Origin of the sequence: Janibacter melonis (genome assembly GCF_003721155.3) — a bacterium.
GTDB classification, from domain to species: domain Bacteria; phylum Actinomycetota; class Actinomycetes; order Actinomycetales; family Dermatophilaceae; genus Marihabitans; species Marihabitans melonis.
Map to the genome: position 1 here is coordinate 2,580,623 of NZ_CP044548.2, position 14,867 is coordinate 2,595,489.

Below are 14,867 nucleotides of genomic sequence, written 5' to 3' on the forward strand. Positions count from 1 at the left end.
TTCGCCGCCCGCGGCTAGGGTGACGCCATGGCGCGCCCGCACACCGCCGCCCTCCTCGAGGACGCGTGGCACCGACAGCTCGCCGGCGTCATGCGCCGCCGCGGCTGGGGCACCCGGGTGCTCGCCTTCACCGGGTACGGGTCGACCTCGTCGGTGCGCATCCTCGGGCGTGTCCTCATGACCCGTCGCCCCTACGCGCCGGCGGCCGCCGACGCAGGCGCGACCTGGCTCGAGCTGCGCAACGCCGACGTCGAACGACGCGGGTGGCGCGCCTTCTTCACCACCCCGGCGATCGGCGAGCCGGTCACGGTGCACGTCGGCGACCGCGAGGTGCGCGCCCGGGCCGACCGCTCGGGCCTGCTCGACCTCACCGTCACCGGGCACGGTCTCGAGCCGGGCTGGCACGAGGTGCGCCTGGAGTCGCCGCGGGCGGCCGAGACGACCGCCTCGGTCTTCGTCGTCGCGCCCGAGACGACGATGGGGCTCGTCAGCGACATCGACGACACGATCATCACGACGACGATGCCCCGGCCCTTCATCGCCGCGTACAACACCTTCTTCCGGCACGAGGGCTCGCGCCGACCGGTGCGCGGCATGGCGACGATGTACCGCTCGCTGCTCGAGGAGCACCCCGGTGCCCCGGTCGTCTACGTCTCGACGGGGGCGTGGAACGCCGTGCCCCAGCTCACCCGCTTCATGCGCCGCGGCGGCTTCCCGCCCGGGCCGCTGCTCATGACCGACTGGGGCCCGACGAACACCGGCTGGTTCCGCTCCGGGCAGGACCACAAGCGGGCCTGCCTGCACCGCCTGGCCCGGGACCTGCCGCAGGTGCGGTGGGTGCTCGTCGGCGACGACGGGCAGCACGACCCGAGCATCTACGGCGCCTTCGCCGAGCAGCGCCCCGACCGCGTCCGGGCGATCTGCATCCGGGTGCTCACCGCGACCGAGCAGATGCTCTCGCACTTCACCCCCGTGGCGACCGACGACTTCGAGCAGCACGTCGGCGTCGACCTGCCCGTCGTGCGCGCGCCCGACGGCTTCGCGATGGCGCCGGTGCTGCGACGCGCCATCGCCGCCGGCCAGGAGAGGACCGCTGATGCCTGAGCTGCCCGAGGTCACCGGCCTCGTCGACTTCCTCGCCCACCGCCTCGACGGCCTGGCCGTCGACAGCCTCGAGCTGGCCTCGATCACCGTGCTCAAGACCTACGACCCGCCGCCCCAGGCGCTCGCCGGGCTGCCGGTCGACGCCGTGCGACGGCACGGCAAGTTCGTCGACCTCGACTGCGACGGCACGCATCTCGTCTTCCACCTCGCCAAGGCGGGCTGGTTGCGCTGGTACGAGGAGGCACCCGCCGCGACGGCCCGCCCGGGCAAGGGGCCGATCGCGCTGCGCGTGCGCTTCTCCGACGGGTCGGGCTTCGACCTCACCGAGGCCGGCACCCGCAAGTCGCTCGCCGCCTACGTCGTGAGCGACCCGGCGCAGGTGCCGGGCGTCGCCGCGCTCGGGCCCGACCCGATGACCGACGACTTCACCCGTGAGCGCTTCGGCGAGGTCGTCCGGGCGCAGAAGGGCCAGATCAAGGGCGTGCTGCGCGACCAGCGGGTCATCGCGGGCATCGGCAACGCCTACTCCGACGAGATCCTCCACGCGGCGCGGCTCTCCCCCTTCGCCCTCGTCTCCTCGCTCGACGACGACGACCTCGACCTGCTCTACGACGCGATGCGCCACGTCCTCGCCGAGGCCGTCGAGGCGGCGTCGGGCAAGCCGGCCGCCGAGCTCAAGGACGCGAAGCGGGCCGGGATGCGCGTGCACGGCCGGACCGGTGAGACCTGCCCGGTGTGCGGCGACGTGGTGCGCGAGGTGAGCTTCGCCGACCGCTCGCTGCAGTACTGCGCGACCTGCCAGACCGGCGGCAAGCCGCTCGCCGACCGCCGCAGCAGCAAGTTCCTCAAGTAGTCAGCAGCGCCTGCGCGAGCGCGCGGTCGCACACGAGCGCCTCGGGGAAGCCGCCCGCGACGGCGGCGCGCACGACCTGCGCCTTCTCCGCGCCCGCCGCGAGCAGGACGACGTGGGGGATGCGCTCGAGGTCGCGCAGCGAGAGGGTGACGAGCCGGTCGTAGGTCGCGCTCGCGACGGCGCGGCCCTGCGCGTCGAGGAGCACGCCGGCGACCTCGCCGACGACGCCCTGCCTGGCGGCCTGGCGCCGGGCGGTCGGCGAGATCGCGTCGTGGACCGTCGAGGAGCCCTCCTGCCAGGCCCCGGCGGCGACGAGCGCGTGGGTGACGCGGCGCAGCTGCGCGCGCGCCGCCCGGACCTCGGGCTGGCGGGCGAAGGTCGCCGCGGCCTCGGCGTCCTCGGCGACGAAGGGGGCGAAGAAGAGCGTCGAGCTCCCGCCGCTCACCCGGGCGACGGCGCGCGCGATGGCGACCGCGCTCGTGTCGATCCCGGGCGACTGGTGGGCGCCGGTGAGCTGGACGACGTCGACGACCGGCAGGTCGTGGACCTGCTCGACCATGCGGGCGATGGTCCGCGACCACGGCAGCCCGAGGACGTCGCCGTCGGAGAGCAGCTGGGGGAGCAGGTCGGCCGCGGCGAGCGCGACGTCGCCGGTCGCGACGACGGCGCGCTGCAGGCCGAGCTCGGAGCGCAGCCGCTCGGAGAGCTCGAGGTCGACGCACGAGTCGTCGTCGATCTGGATGCGCACGATCCCGTGCTGCCGGGCGAGCTCGATGAGCCGGGCGACCTTGAAGCGCGAGACGCCGAGCGTCTCGGCGATGTCGGTCTTGCTGCGGTCCTCGAGGTAGTGCATCCGAGCAGCGGCGACGCACGAGGCCCGCTCCGCGGGGCTCAGCGGCTCCAGCGCGCTTCCGGTTGACACGGATGCACGGTACTTCAATACTCATCTGAGCACCACGGCTGCTCAGATGAGCGTCCCGCGCTCGACGGAGAGCGCCACGAGGGGCCATCGGGCCGGACCCGCCACGACGGAGGACTGACGTGTCGCACAAGAGATCTCGGACGATCGGGGCCACGCTCTCGGTCCTCCTCGTCGGTGGCTGCACCGCCGGATGGGGAGGTGGGGCCGGCGAGGGCGGGCAGGACAGCATCAACGTCCTCATGGTCAACAACCCCCAGATGGTCGACCTGCAGAACCTCACCGAGGAGTACTTCACCAAGGAGACGGGGATCAAGGTCAACTACACCGTCCTGCCGGAGAACGACGTCCGCGGCAAGATCAGCCAGGAGTTCTCCAGCCAGGCCGGGCAGTACGACGTCGCCTCGCTGAGCAACTTCGAGGTGCCGATCTACGCCAAGGCCGGGTGGATCGCCCCGCTCGACGAGTACATCGACGCCGACCCCGACTTCGACCAGGACGACATCCTCGAGTCGATGGCGACGTCGTTGTCCTCCGACGGGTCGATCTACGCCGAGCCCTTCTACGGCGAGAGCTCCTTCCTCATGTACCGCAAGGACGTGCTCTCCAAGCACGGGGTGTCGATGCCGGCCAACCCCACGTGGGACGAGGTCGCCGAGGCGGCCGCGGCGGTCGACGACAAGGAGCCGGGCATGGACGGCATCTGCCTGCGCGGCCTGCCCGGGTGGGGCCAGGTCTTCGCGCCCCTGACGACCGTCGTCAACACCTACGGCGGCACGTGGTTCGAGGAGGACTGGACGGCGAAGGTCAACTCCCCGGAGTTCACCGCGGCCGTGCAGTTCTACGTGGACCTCGTGCGCGATCACGGGCAGACCGGCGCCGCGCAGTCCGGCTTCGCCGAGTGCCTCAACAGCCTCGTCCAGGGGCAGACCGCGATGTGGTACGACGCCACCTCCGCCGCCGGCTCGATCGAGGCCGAGGACTCGCCGAACAAGGGCAAGTTCGGCTACGCCGCCGCGCCGGTCAAGGAGACGAAGAGCTCGGGCTGGCTCTACACGTGGGCCTGGTCGATGCAGTCGGCGAGCACGCGCAAGGACGCCGCGTGGGAGTTCATCTCCTGGGCGAGCAGCAAGGAGTTCGAGGAGACGGTCGGCACGGAGATCGGCTGGGCCAACGTGCCCTCCGGCAAGCGCCGCTCGACCTACGAGAACAAGGACTACCTCGAGGTCGCGGGAGCCTTCGCCGAGCCGACCCTCAAGGCCATCGAGTCTGCCGACCCGGAGAACCCCGGGCTCCAGCCCCGGCCCGCACCGGGCATCCAGTTCGTCGACATCCCCGAGTTCCCCATCCTCGGGACCCAGGTGAGCCAGGAGATCAGCTCGGCGATCGCCGGCAAGCAGACCGTGCCCGAGGCTCTCGCCAACGGGCAGGTCCTCGCGGAGGACGTCAGCACGAAGTACCAGAGACGCGAGGAGGAGCAGTGAGCGCGACGACGCAGGAGCGCCGGGTGGACCGTGAAGGACCCGCCACGGACGACAGGCGGCTCGACAAGGCCGGTCGGTGGGCACGGCGGGCCCCGCTGCTGCCCGCGCTGATCTTCACGATCATCCTCACCCAGCTCCCCTTCGTGGTGGCCCTGGGGATCTCCTTCATGAACTGGAACTCCTACTACCCCGACGACCGCGGCTTCGCCGGGGTGCAGAACTTCGTCGACATCTTCACCGACACCAACGCGCGCAACGCGGTCGTCGTGACGATCATCCTCACGGCGAGCGTCGTCATCCTCAGCCTGCTGCTCGGCCTGGGCATCGCGCTGCTGCTCGACCGGCCCTTCCGGGGTCGCGGCTTCGTGCGCACGATGATGATCACGCCCTTCCTCGTCGTGCCGGTCGCGGCCGCGCTGCTGTGGAAGCACGCGCTCTACAACCCCGAGTACGGCCTGCTCAACGGCATGCTGACGACGATCTTCGGCGACGACGCACCGCAGCCGGACTGGATCACGAACAACCCGCTCATCTCGATCATCGTCGCGCTCGTGTGGCAGTGGACGCCCTTCATGATGCTCATCCTGCTGGCCGGGCTGCAGAGCCGACCGCTCGACGTCGTCGAGGCGGCGCGCATCGACGGCGCGAGCTCGTGGCAGATCTTCACGAACATGACGCTGCCCCACCTGCGCCGCTACATCGAGCTCGCCGGGCTGCTCGGCGCGATCTACGTCGTGCAGAACTTCGACCACGTCTTCACGATCACCGGCGGCGGGCTCGGCACCGCGAACCTGCCGTACTACATCTACGAGACCTTCTACATCGGGCAGGACTACGGCCGGGCGTCGGCCGCCGGCGTCATCACCGTCATCGGCACGCTCATCGTCGCCTCTCTCGCCCTGCGCACGGCCCTGTCGATCTTCCAGGAGGACAAGTGAGCACCGCGACCGCCACCCCCGGAGCACGGACGAAGAAGCCGCGGAGCGGGCCCAGCCGCAAGGGCGTCCTGCTGAGCGTCGCCGCCTGGGTCATCGCCCTGCTCTTCGTCGCCCCCGTGCTGTGGATGATCCTCACGTCCTTCCACAGCGAGGCCGACGCGGCGACGAACCCGCCGAGCTTCTTCGCGCCGATCTCGACGGAGGGCTACCAGACCTTCCTCGACGCGGGGCCGTGGCCGCCGCTGCTCAACTCGATGACGGCGAGCGTCGTGAGCACGGTCCTGTGCATCGTCCTCGCGCTGCCGGCCGCGTACGCGCTGTCGATCAAGCCGGTGGAGAAGTGGACCGACGTCCTCTTCTTCTTCCTCTCGACGAAGATGCTGCCGATCGTCGCGGCGATCATGCCGATCTACCTCTTCGCCAGCAAGCTGCAGGTGCTCGACAACATCTGGGCGCTGACGATCCTCTACACGGCGATGAACCTGCCGATCGCGGTGTGGATGCTGCGCTCCTTCCTCGCGGAGGTGCCGGTCGAGATGCTCGAGGCCGCGCAGATCGACGGCGCCGGGCTCATCCGGACGCTCACGCGGATCATCGCGCCGGTCGTCATGCCGGGCATCGCCGCCGCCTCGCTCATCTGCTTCATCTTCAGCTGGAACGAGCTGCTCCTCGCCCGGGTGCTCACGAGCACGGTCGCCCAGACCGCCCCGGTCTTCCTCACCGGCTTCGTCACGAGCCAGGGCCTCTTCCTCGCCAAGGTGTGCGCCGCCTCCTTCGTCGTCTCGCTGCCGGTGCTCATCGCCGGCTTCGCCGCGCAGGACAAGCTCGTCCAGGGCCTGTCGATGGGTGCGGTGCGCTGATGGCGGTGGCTCTCACGCAGTCCGCGCTGCCGCAGCTGGGCCGGGTCTCGGTGCCGACGTACGACCGGTCCGCGCTGCGGACCGGGGTGGTGCACGTCGGGATCGGCGGCTTCCACCGGGCGCACCTCGCGATGTACCTCGACCGGCTGCTCGAAGGGGGAGTCGACGGCGCGCAGGAGTGGGCGGTCACCGGTGTCGGCCTGCTCGACCACGACCGCCGGGTCGTCGAGACCCTCACGGCGCAGGACGGCCTGTACACGCTCGTCGTCAAGCACCCGGACGGGCAGCTCGAGGGGAGGGTGGTCGGCTCGATCCGTGAGGCGCTGCTCGCCCCCGACGACCCCGAGGTGGTCCTCGACCGGCTCACCGCGCCGACGACCCGCGTGGTCTCGCTGACGATCACCGAGGGCGGCTACCTCATCAACCAGGTGACCGGCCGCTTCGACCCGGCGCACCCGAGCCTGGCCTCCGACCTCGCCGGCGACGGCCCGCCGCGGACGGCCTTCGGGTACCTCGTCGAGGCCCTGCGCCGACGACGTGACGCCGGCACCGCGCCCTTCACCGTCATGTCGTGCGACAACCTGCCCGGCAACGGCGACGTCGCCCGGCACGCCGTGACGACCTTCGCCGCCCAGCGCGACCCCGAGCTCGCCGGCTGGATCGAGGAGGAGGTCGCCTTCCCCAACGCGATGGTCGACCGGATCACCCCGGTGACCACCGACGAGGACCGCGCGACGGTGCGCGAGCAGCTCGGCGTCGACGACGGCTGGCCCGTCGTGTGCGAGCCCTTCACCCAGTGGGTGCTCGAGGACCACTTCGTCGACGGGCGACCGCCGGTCGAGGAGGTCGGCGCCCAGCTCGTCGACGACGTCGAGCCCTACGAGCTGATGAAGCTGCGGCTGCTCAACGCCAGCCACCAGGCGCTGTGCTACCTCGGCTACCTCGCCGGGCACCGGTACGCGCACGAGGTGTGCAGCGACGAGGACTTCGTCACCTTCCTCCAGGGGTACATGCGCGACGAGGGCCGCCCGACGCTGCCGGAGGTGCCCGGGGTCGACCTGCAGGAGTACTCCGACACGCTCGTCGAGCGCTTCGCCAACCCGCAGATCCGCGACACCCTCGCCCGGCTGTGCGCGGAGTCCTCCGACCGGATCCCGAAGTGGCTGCTCCCCGTCGTCCGGCACAACCTCGAGCACGGCGGCGAGATCTCGCGCAGCGCGCTCGTCGTCGCCGCCTGGGCCCGGTACGCCGAGGGTGTCGACGAGCAGGGTCAGCCGATCGAGGTCGTCGACCACCGCCGCGACCGCGTGCTCGCGGCGGCCCAGGCCCAGCTCGGCGACGACCCGCTCGCCTTCCTGCGCGACGACGAGCTCTTCGGCGACCTCGCGCAGGACGAGCGCTTCACGTCGGTCTACCTCGAGCACCTCGAGGTCCTCCACCGCGACGGCGCCCGCGAGGCGGTCCGCCGCGTCAACACCCAGCAGTGACCCCCATTGCTGGTCGAGGTGCGAGCGTCAGCGAGCCTCGAGACCACCTGCCGCCGCCGCTCCGGCGCAGCAGGGCCCGCGGAGCCTTGGTCCTCCCTTCGCCTGGGGCGCTGCGCGCCCTCGGCTCCGGTCCGGTCCGCTTGATGCTCCGCGAACCCTCCCGCCCCTGCGCTCACATTCGCCCTCTTCGCTGGACGAGGTGCGAGTCGCCCGCCAGGGCGCGAGCCTCGAGACCACCGACCCCCAGGACCACTCCCCACCCGCCGAGCACGAGAGCATGACTGAGATGAGCACCACGACGATCCCGACGAGCATGCCCGGCGTGCGTCTGCCCGGGGACTCCACCGTCGAGCACGTGACCCTGCCCGTCCCCGAGCCGGGGCCGGGCCAGGTCCTGCTCCGGATGCGGGCGTCCTCGATCTGCGGCAGCGACATCCGGGCGATCTACCGCGAGCACCTCGGGCACGGTGCCGAGGCCTACCAGGGTGTCGTCGGTGGCCACGAGCCGTGCGGCGACGTCGCCCTCCTCGGGCCGGGCGTCGTCGACCTCGCCGTCGGCGACCGCGTCGTCGTCTACCACATCGCCGGCTGCCAGCGCTGCGACGAGTGCCGCCGCGGGTACCCCATCGGGTGCACCTCCGCGCAGCGCGCCGCCCACGGCTGGCAGCGCGACGGCGGCCACGCCGACTACATGCTCGCCGACGCCGTCTCGTGCCTGCCGCTGCCGGACTCGCTCACCCACGTCGACGGTGCGCTCGTCTCGTGCGGCTTCGGCACCGCCTACGAGGGCCTGCTGCGCGGTCGGGTGAGCGGTCGCGACCGGTTGCTCGTCACCGGGCTCGGCCCGGTCGGCCTCGCCGCGGCGATGCTCGGTCGCCACCTCGGCACGACGACCGTCATCGGCTCCGACCCCTCGCCCGAGCGGGCCGCCCTCGCCCTCGAGCTCGGTCTCGTCGACGCGGCGATCACCGACGCGAGCACCCTCGACGACGTCGTCGCCGAGCACACCGGCGGCCACGGCGTCGAGGTGAGCATCGACTGCTCCGGGCACCCCGACGCCCGGCATGCCGCCCTGCGCAGCACGGCGGTGCGGGGACGCTGCGTCTTCGTCGGCGAGGGCGGCACGGTCGACTTCGCCGTCTCCGACCTCATGATCCACAAGCAGCTCGAGGTCCACGGCTCGTGGGTGACCTCTCTGCACCACATGGCCGAGCTGCTCACCCTGCTCGACCGATGGGGCGAGCACCCCGAGCGGGTGGTCACCGACCGGCTGCCGCTCGCGCAGGCCGACCGGGCCTACGAGCTCGCCGCGGCCGGCGCCGCCGGCAAGGTCGTCATCACGTGGGACGAGCGATGAGCGCCGCGGTGCCGGAGACGATGCGCGCGGCGGTGCTGCGAGGTGTCGGCGACATCGTCGTCGAGGAGCGCCGCGTGCCCACCCCCGGGCTCGGCGAGGTCCTCGTCGAGATCGCCGCCGTCGGGGTGTGCGGCTCCGACACCCACTACCTCCTGCACGGCCGCATCGGTCCGCACGTCGTGCGCGAGCCCCTCGTCCTCGGCCACGAGGCGAGCGGTCGCGTCATCGCGGTGGGCGAAGGGGTGGACCCGGCCCGCGTCGGCGAGCGCGTCTCCCTCGAGCCGGGCGTGCCCTGCGGCACCTGCCCCACCTGCCGGTCGGGCCGCTACAACCTCTGCCCGCAGATGGTCTTCCACGCCACCCCGCCCGTCGACGGCTCGATGCAGCAGCACGTCGCGATCCACGCCTCGATGGCCCACCCGGTGCCCGACGAGGTGAGCGACGTCGCCGCGGCGATGCTCGAGCCGCTGTCGGTCGGCATCTGGGCCTGCCGCCGAGCCGAGGTCGCCCTCGGCGACCGCGTGCTCGTCACCGGCGCGGGGCCGGTCGGGCTGCTCGCCGCCCAGGTCGCCCGTGCGTCCGGTGCCGACGTCATCGTCAGCGACGTCGCCCCCCAGCGCCGGGCCGTCGCCGCTGCGCTCGGCCTGAGGGTCCACGACCCCGCCGAGGAGACCGCGGGCGCGGGTCCCGGCCCGGTCGAGGTGCTCCTCGAGTGCTCCGGTCACCCCTCGGCCGTCGCCTCCGGGCTCGAGGCGCTCGCGCCCGCCGGCCGCGCCGTGCTCGTCGGCATGGGCGGCGACGAGGTGAGCATCCCGCTCGCGATCCTGCAGGACCGCGAGGTGAGCATCACCGGCACCTTCCGCTACGCCGGGACGTGGCCGACCGCCGTCGCGCTCGCGGCATCCGGCGCCGTCGTCCTCGACGCGATGCCGGTGCGCACCTTCGCCCTCGACGACGCCGCGGCCGCGCTCACCGCCGGTCGCGACGACCCCGGCCTCGTCAAGGCGCTCGTCGTGCCGGGGCAGGCCCGCACGTCGCCCGACGCCCCGTCGCCCGGCACTCCGTCGCCCGCCACTCCGTCGCCCGCCACCCCGTCGCCCGGCACCCCGTCGACCGGCACCTCGTCGTCCACGCCTGGGCAGACCCCTTCGCCCGACACCTCGACGTCCAGGCCCGGGCAGCCCCCTTCGCCCGGCTCCCGCACCACCCCCGACACGGAGGACCGCTCGTGACCCGTCTCGTCGCCGGGGTCGACTCCTCGACCCAGTCCACGAAGGTCGTCGTCTGCGACGCCGCGACCGGTGAGGTCGTGCGGCAGGGCCGCGCCGCCCACCCCGACGGCACCGAGGTCGACCCGATACGCTGGTGGGACGCGTGGTGCGAGGCGACCCGCGGCGGGCTGCTCGACGGCGTCGAGGCCATCGCCGTCGGCGGCCAGCAGCACGGCATGGTCGCGACCGACGAGTCCGGCGAGGTCGTGCGCGACGCCCTGCTGTGGAACGACACCCGCTCCGCGCCCCAGGCCCGCGCCCTCGTCGAGGAGCTCGGCGGCCCGCAGGCCTGGGTGGACAGCGCCGGGTCGGTGCCGACGGCGAGCTTCACCGTGACGAAGCTGCGGTGGCTGGCCGAGCACGAGCCCGAGCACGCCGCGCGCACCGCCCGGGTCGAGCTGCCGCACGACTGGCTCACCGGCCGGATGCTCGACGGCGGCGAGCCGGTCGCCCCCGCGGTCACCGACCGCGGCGAGGCCTCCGGCACCGGCTACTACTCGCCCGCGAGCGGCGAGTACCTGCCCGACCTCCTGCGTCGTTCGCTTGGCCACGTGCCCGAGCTGCCGCGCGTGCTCGGCCCGGGCGAGGCCGCGGGCCGCACCCCCGACGGCCTCCTCGTCGGCGCAGGCACCGGCGACAACATGGCCGCCGGCCTCGGTCTTGGCCTCGAGCCCGGCGACGTCGTCGTCTCGCTCGGCACGAGCGGCACGGTCTTCGCCCGGCACGACCGCGCCGTCGCCGACCCGAGCGGCGACATCGCCGGCTTCGCCGACGCCGAAGGCGGCTTCCTGCCCCTCGTGTGCACCCTCAACGCCGCCCGCGTCCTCGTCGCGACGGCACAGCTGCTCGGCGTCGACCTCGCCGAGCTGGCCGAGCTGGCCGGCCGGGCCGAGCCGGGGTCGGGCGGGCTGACGCTCCTGCCCTTCCTCGACGGCGAGCGCACCCCGAACCTCCCGACCGCCACCGGCACGCTCGGTGGTCTGGCCCGGGCGGCGATGACCCGCGAGGGCATGGCCCGGGCCGCGCACGAGGGGATGCTGTGCAACCTCGCCGAGGGGGTCGACCGCATCCGTGAGGCGGGCATCGAGGCGCGACGCGTGCTGCTCATCGGCGGTGCCTCGGCCTCACCGCTCGTCCCGCAGATCACCGCCGACCTCATCGGCCTGCCCGTCGTCGTCCCGGTGGCGGGGGAGTACGTCGCCCTCGGGGCTGCGCGTCAGGCCGCGTGGGTCCTCGACGGGGGAGAGGCGCCGCCGACGTGGTCGGTGCGTCACGACGTGACCCGCGAGCCGATTGGCGCTGCCGCGCAGGCGCACGCCGAGGTCCGCGCGCGCTACACCGAGCTGCTCCGCACGCGGCACCCCGAGCTCGGCGAGGTCGCGGCGGGGGCCCAGGCCCTCTAGCCGCCTCAGCGGCTCAGACGGCCCGCGGCTCAGATGTGTCGGCGGCTCAGACGGCCCGCGGCTCAGACGTACCGGCGGGCGATCGACCGGGCCTGCTCGACGTAGCCCCCGCCGAAGAGGACGGCGTGGAGCATCACCGGGTGCAGCTGGTGCAGCGGGACGCGCTCCTGCCACCCGTCGGCGAGAGGTGCCGCCTCGTCGTACGCCGCGACGATGCGCGCGACGTGCGGCCCGCGGAAGAGCATGAGCATCGCGAGGTCGCCCTCGCGGTGGCCGCCGTGGGCGGCGGGGTCGACGAGCACCCCGCCGGAGCGGGTCCACATGACGTTGCCCGCCCACAGGTCGCCGTGCAGGCGCGCGGGTGCGTCGTCGGTGTCGTGCTCGCCGGTCGCCAGCCGCGCGGCGACCGCCTCGAAGAGCGTCCGGTCGCCGTCGGTGTCGAAGGTGCCCTGGTTGCGACCGAGCCGGTACGTGTGGAGCACCCGCTGCTCGCCGTAGAACTCGCCCCACGTCGCGGTCTCCTGCAGCGGCAGGGGCAGCGGTCGGATCGACGGTCCGAGGAACCCGTGGGTCGTCCATCGGGCGGGCGGAGAGCCGAAGGCCGGCGCCCCGGCCGCGTGCGTCGCGGCGAGCGCAGCGCCGAAGGCGTCGGCCTGGAAGTTCGTCGGCGGCACCGGCGAGAGCCGCTCGAGGTCGAGGTGGCCGGTCTGCACGTCGTGCACGCGCACCACCCGCGCGCCGCCGCCCTCCTCGGCCTCCTCGAGCCAGAGCAGGCCGCTGGCCTCCCAGGCCGTGTAGCCGGCGGGCGCCTCGCCGGCGTCCTTGCGGAAGATCTCTGGGTCCTCGGTGCTCACCGGACCAGCCTACGAAGGGGGAGCGCGCCCCCGGTCAGCTGTCGTGCCGGTGGTAGAGCGAGGTCATCTTGCCGTCGGGGTCGATCCGGCCGAGGATCGCGTCGGTGATCTCGCCGAGCTGGGTCATCTGCTCCTCGGTGAGGGCGTCGACGACGTACTCGCGCACGGCGCGGACGTGACCGGGCGCGGCGGCCTCGACCGCGCGCACGCCGTCGTCGGTGAGCGAGGCGTTCGTCGCCCGGCCGTCGCTGGGGCAGCGGCTGCGCTCGACGAGCCCGCGGTCCTCGAGACGCTTCACGACGTGGCTGAGGCGGGGCAGGGTCGAGTTCGTCTGCGCGGCCAGCGCGGTCATCCGCAACGTGCGGTCGGTCGCCTCCGAGAGCATCGCGAGGACCTGGTACTCGAAGCTCGTCATCGCGCTCTCGCGGCGCATCTGCGCGTCGAGCGCGGCGGGGAGCAGCTCCATGACCGCCACCGTGCGGACCCACGTGGCCAGCTGCGGGGTGCTGAGCCAGGGAGTCGTCATGCGTGCAGTCTACGCAAAAGTTGTCTTGTCAACAAATGACGCGGGCGACGGGGCGGTCGCTCGTGGTCACCCTGCCGGCAGACGCGCGCCCCGCCCTCGACCCGAGCGGGGCGCACGTCGTGCCCGGTCAGCGCGCCGGCGTCAGGCGCGGCGGACGGTCAGGCGGGTCAGGCGGTCGGCGTGGTGCCGACCTCCTCGATCGGGTCCACGGCCGGCCGCGTGACGGCCGGTCCGTCGCTGCCGCCGGCGCCCGACCCGGTCGTGGTCTTGCCGTCGCCCGCGATCGCCGTGGCGACCGCGTCGGTGACGTCGGCGTGGAAGACGCTGGGGATGATGTAGCTGCGGTTGAGCTCCTCGTCGGTGACGACGCCGGCGATGGCGTCGGCCGCGCGGATGAGCATCTCGATCGTCACGTCCTCGGCGCCCGCGTCGAGCAGACCGCGGAAGACGCCCGGGAAGGCGAGGACGTTGTTGATCTGGTTCGGGTAGTCCGAGCGGCCCGAGGCGACGACCGCGGCGTACTGCGCGGCCTCGGCGGGGTCGATCTCCGGGTCGGGGTTGGCCAGCGCGAAGACGATCGGGTCGCTCGCCATGTGGTCGCGGATCCACTCGGCCTTGAGGATGCCCGGGGCGCTCACGCCGATGAAGACGTCGGCGCCCTCGAGGCCGGCGGTGAGGTCGCCGCGGACCCGACGCGGGTTGGTCCGCTGCGCGAGCTCGAGCTTGGCCGGCGGCAGCGAGTCGTCGTCGGCGGACAGGCAGCCCTCGCGGTCGTACATGACGACGTCCTTGGCGCCCGCGGCCATGAGCAGGGTGACGATGGCGCTGCCCGCGGCCCCCGCGCCGGAGACGACGAGACGAGCGGTGTCGAGCTCCTTGCCGAGGACGCGCAGGGCGTTGCGCAGCGCGGCGAGCACGACGATCGCGGTGCCGTGCTGGTCGTCGTGGAAGACGGGGATGTCGAGGCTCTCGCGCAGCCGACGCTCGATCTCGAAGCACTGCGGAGCGGCGATGTCCTCGAGGTTGATGCCGCCGAAGCCGGGGGCGATCATCTCGACGGCGCGCACGATCTCGTCGGGGTCCTGGCTGGCCAGGCAGATCGGCCAGGCGTCGATGTCGGCGAAGCGCTTGAAGAGCGCGGCCTTGCCCTCCATGACCGGCATCGCGGCCTCAGGGCCGATGTTGCCCAGGCCGAGCACGGCCGAGCCGTCGGTGACGACGGCGACCGTGTTGCCCTTGATGGTGAGGCGTCGCGCGTCCTCGGGCTGCTTGGCGATCGCCATGCTCACCCGGCCGACACCGGGGGTGTAGGCCATCGAGAGGTCGTCACGGGTGCGAAGGGGGACCTTCGACTTGACCTCGATCTTGCCGCCGAGGTGGAGCAGGAAGGTGCGGTCGGAGACCTTGTGGACCTTGACCCCTTCGACCTCCTCGACGGCGGCGACGAGCTGGTCGGTGTGCGAGGCGTCGATGCCGGAGCACGTGACGTCGACGACCAGGCGGTCGTGCCGGGAGTCCGCGACGTCGATCGCGGTGACGATGCCGCCCTGCTGTGCGATGACGGTGGCGACCTGGCCGACGACGGCGTGGTCGGGCGCAGTGTGCAGGCGGACGGTGATCGAGTACGACGAGGGAGTAGCGGCGGCCATGTGAGTAGGGTCTCACCACCGGGGGCTCGGGGCGTAGTCGGTCTCATGTCTCACGCGGTCTCGTGGCCCTGTCGAGCCGACGGCCGAGCCCCCACCTCGCTCACCGGTCGGGCCCCTCGCGCGCGTCGTGCCTCGTGCCACCTCGCTGACGCCGCGGCTGGG

Annotated in this window: 13 protein-coding genes; 9 read left to right on the forward strand and 4 right to left on the reverse strand. The window is 72.9% G+C overall.

What is annotated here, in order from left to right; genetic code table 11:
* Positions 1-27: 27 nt before the first annotated feature.
* Together EEW87_RS12330 and EEW87_RS12335 are read left to right on the forward strand one after the other, a co-directional pair.
* A complete protein-coding gene (locus EEW87_RS12330) occupies positions 28-1,104 on the forward strand; it encodes an App1 family protein (protein ID WP_123093154.1) in 1,077 nt (358 codons plus the stop codon).
* Entirely contained in the window at positions 1,097-1,957 is an 861-nt protein-coding gene (locus tag EEW87_RS12335) for an Fpg/Nei family DNA glycosylase (protein ID WP_123093153.1), read from the forward strand. The genes EEW87_RS12330 and EEW87_RS12335 overlap by 8 nt, the downstream gene beginning before the upstream one ends.
* On the opposite strand, the gene EEW87_RS12340 is transcribed toward EEW87_RS12335, so the two are convergent.
* Entirely contained in the window at positions 1,950-2,879 is a 930-nt protein-coding gene (locus tag EEW87_RS12340) for a sugar-binding transcriptional regulator (protein WP_148041612.1), read from the reverse strand. The two genes, EEW87_RS12335 and EEW87_RS12340, sit on opposite strands and share 8 nt — an antisense overlap.
* A gap of 119 nt (positions 2,880-2,998) precedes the next feature.
* Between EEW87_RS12340 and EEW87_RS12345 the strand changes: the two genes are divergently transcribed.
* The 7 genes from EEW87_RS12345 (at position 2,999) to xylB (ending at position 11,676) form a co-directional block, all read left to right on the forward strand.
* Positions 2,999-4,360, forward strand: a complete 1,362-nt coding sequence (locus EEW87_RS12345; protein WP_404812147.1) for an ABC transporter substrate-binding protein — start codon at positions 2,999-3,001, stop codon at positions 4,358-4,360.
* On the forward strand, positions 4,357-5,298 hold the full coding sequence (locus EEW87_RS12350) for a carbohydrate ABC transporter permease (RefSeq protein WP_083968307.1): 942 nt from the start codon (positions 4,357-4,359) through the stop codon (positions 5,296-5,298). Before EEW87_RS12345 ends, EEW87_RS12350 begins: the two co-directional genes overlap by 4 nt.
* Complete coding sequence (locus EEW87_RS12355; RefSeq protein WP_123093151.1) at positions 5,295-6,158, forward strand: carbohydrate ABC transporter permease; 864 nt, start codon at positions 5,295-5,297, stop codon at positions 6,156-6,158. Before EEW87_RS12350 ends, EEW87_RS12355 begins: the two co-directional genes overlap by 4 nt.
* On the forward strand, positions 6,158-7,645 hold the full coding sequence (locus EEW87_RS12360) for a mannitol dehydrogenase family protein (protein WP_123093150.1): 1,488 nt from the start codon (positions 6,158-6,160) through the stop codon (positions 7,643-7,645). Before EEW87_RS12355 ends, EEW87_RS12360 begins: the two co-directional genes overlap by 1 nt.
* 286 nt (positions 7,646-7,931) lie before the next feature.
* Positions 7,932-9,002, forward strand: coding sequence for a zinc-dependent alcohol dehydrogenase family protein (locus tag EEW87_RS12365; protein WP_205473722.1), 1,071 nt, complete (start codon positions 7,932-7,934; stop codon positions 9,000-9,002).
* A complete protein-coding gene (locus EEW87_RS12370; RefSeq protein WP_318825916.1) occupies positions 8,999-10,234 on the forward strand; it encodes an NAD(P)-dependent alcohol dehydrogenase in 1,236 nt (411 codons plus the stop codon). The genes EEW87_RS12365 and EEW87_RS12370 overlap by 4 nt, the downstream gene beginning before the upstream one ends.
* Complete coding sequence (gene xylB, locus EEW87_RS12375) at positions 10,231-11,676, forward strand: xylulokinase (RefSeq protein ID WP_123093149.1); 1,446 nt, start codon at positions 10,231-10,233, stop codon at positions 11,674-11,676. Before EEW87_RS12370 ends, xylB begins: the two co-directional genes overlap by 4 nt.
* A 62-nt stretch (positions 11,677-11,738) precedes the next feature.
* Here xylB and EEW87_RS12380 read toward each other — a convergent pair whose 3' ends face one another.
* From EEW87_RS12380 to EEW87_RS12390, 3 genes are all read right to left on the reverse strand, one after another.
* Positions 11,739-12,530 carry a fructosamine kinase family protein gene (locus EEW87_RS12380; RefSeq protein ID WP_240341597.1) on the reverse strand — a complete coding sequence of 264 codons (792 nt, stop codon included), beginning with the start codon at positions 12,528-12,530 and terminating at the stop codon, positions 11,739-11,741.
* 34 nt (positions 12,531-12,564) lie between these two features.
* Positions 12,565-13,056: a MarR family winged helix-turn-helix transcriptional regulator gene (locus EEW87_RS12385; protein WP_068271185.1), complete on the reverse strand. Its 492-nt coding sequence runs from the start codon at positions 13,054-13,056 to the stop codon at positions 12,565-12,567.
* A 167-nt stretch (positions 13,057-13,223) separates the two neighbouring features.
* A complete protein-coding gene (locus tag EEW87_RS12390) occupies positions 13,224-14,705 on the reverse strand; it encodes an NAD-dependent malic enzyme (RefSeq protein WP_068271188.1) in 1,482 nt (493 codons plus the stop codon).
* Positions 14,706-14,867 lie beyond the last annotated feature (162 nt).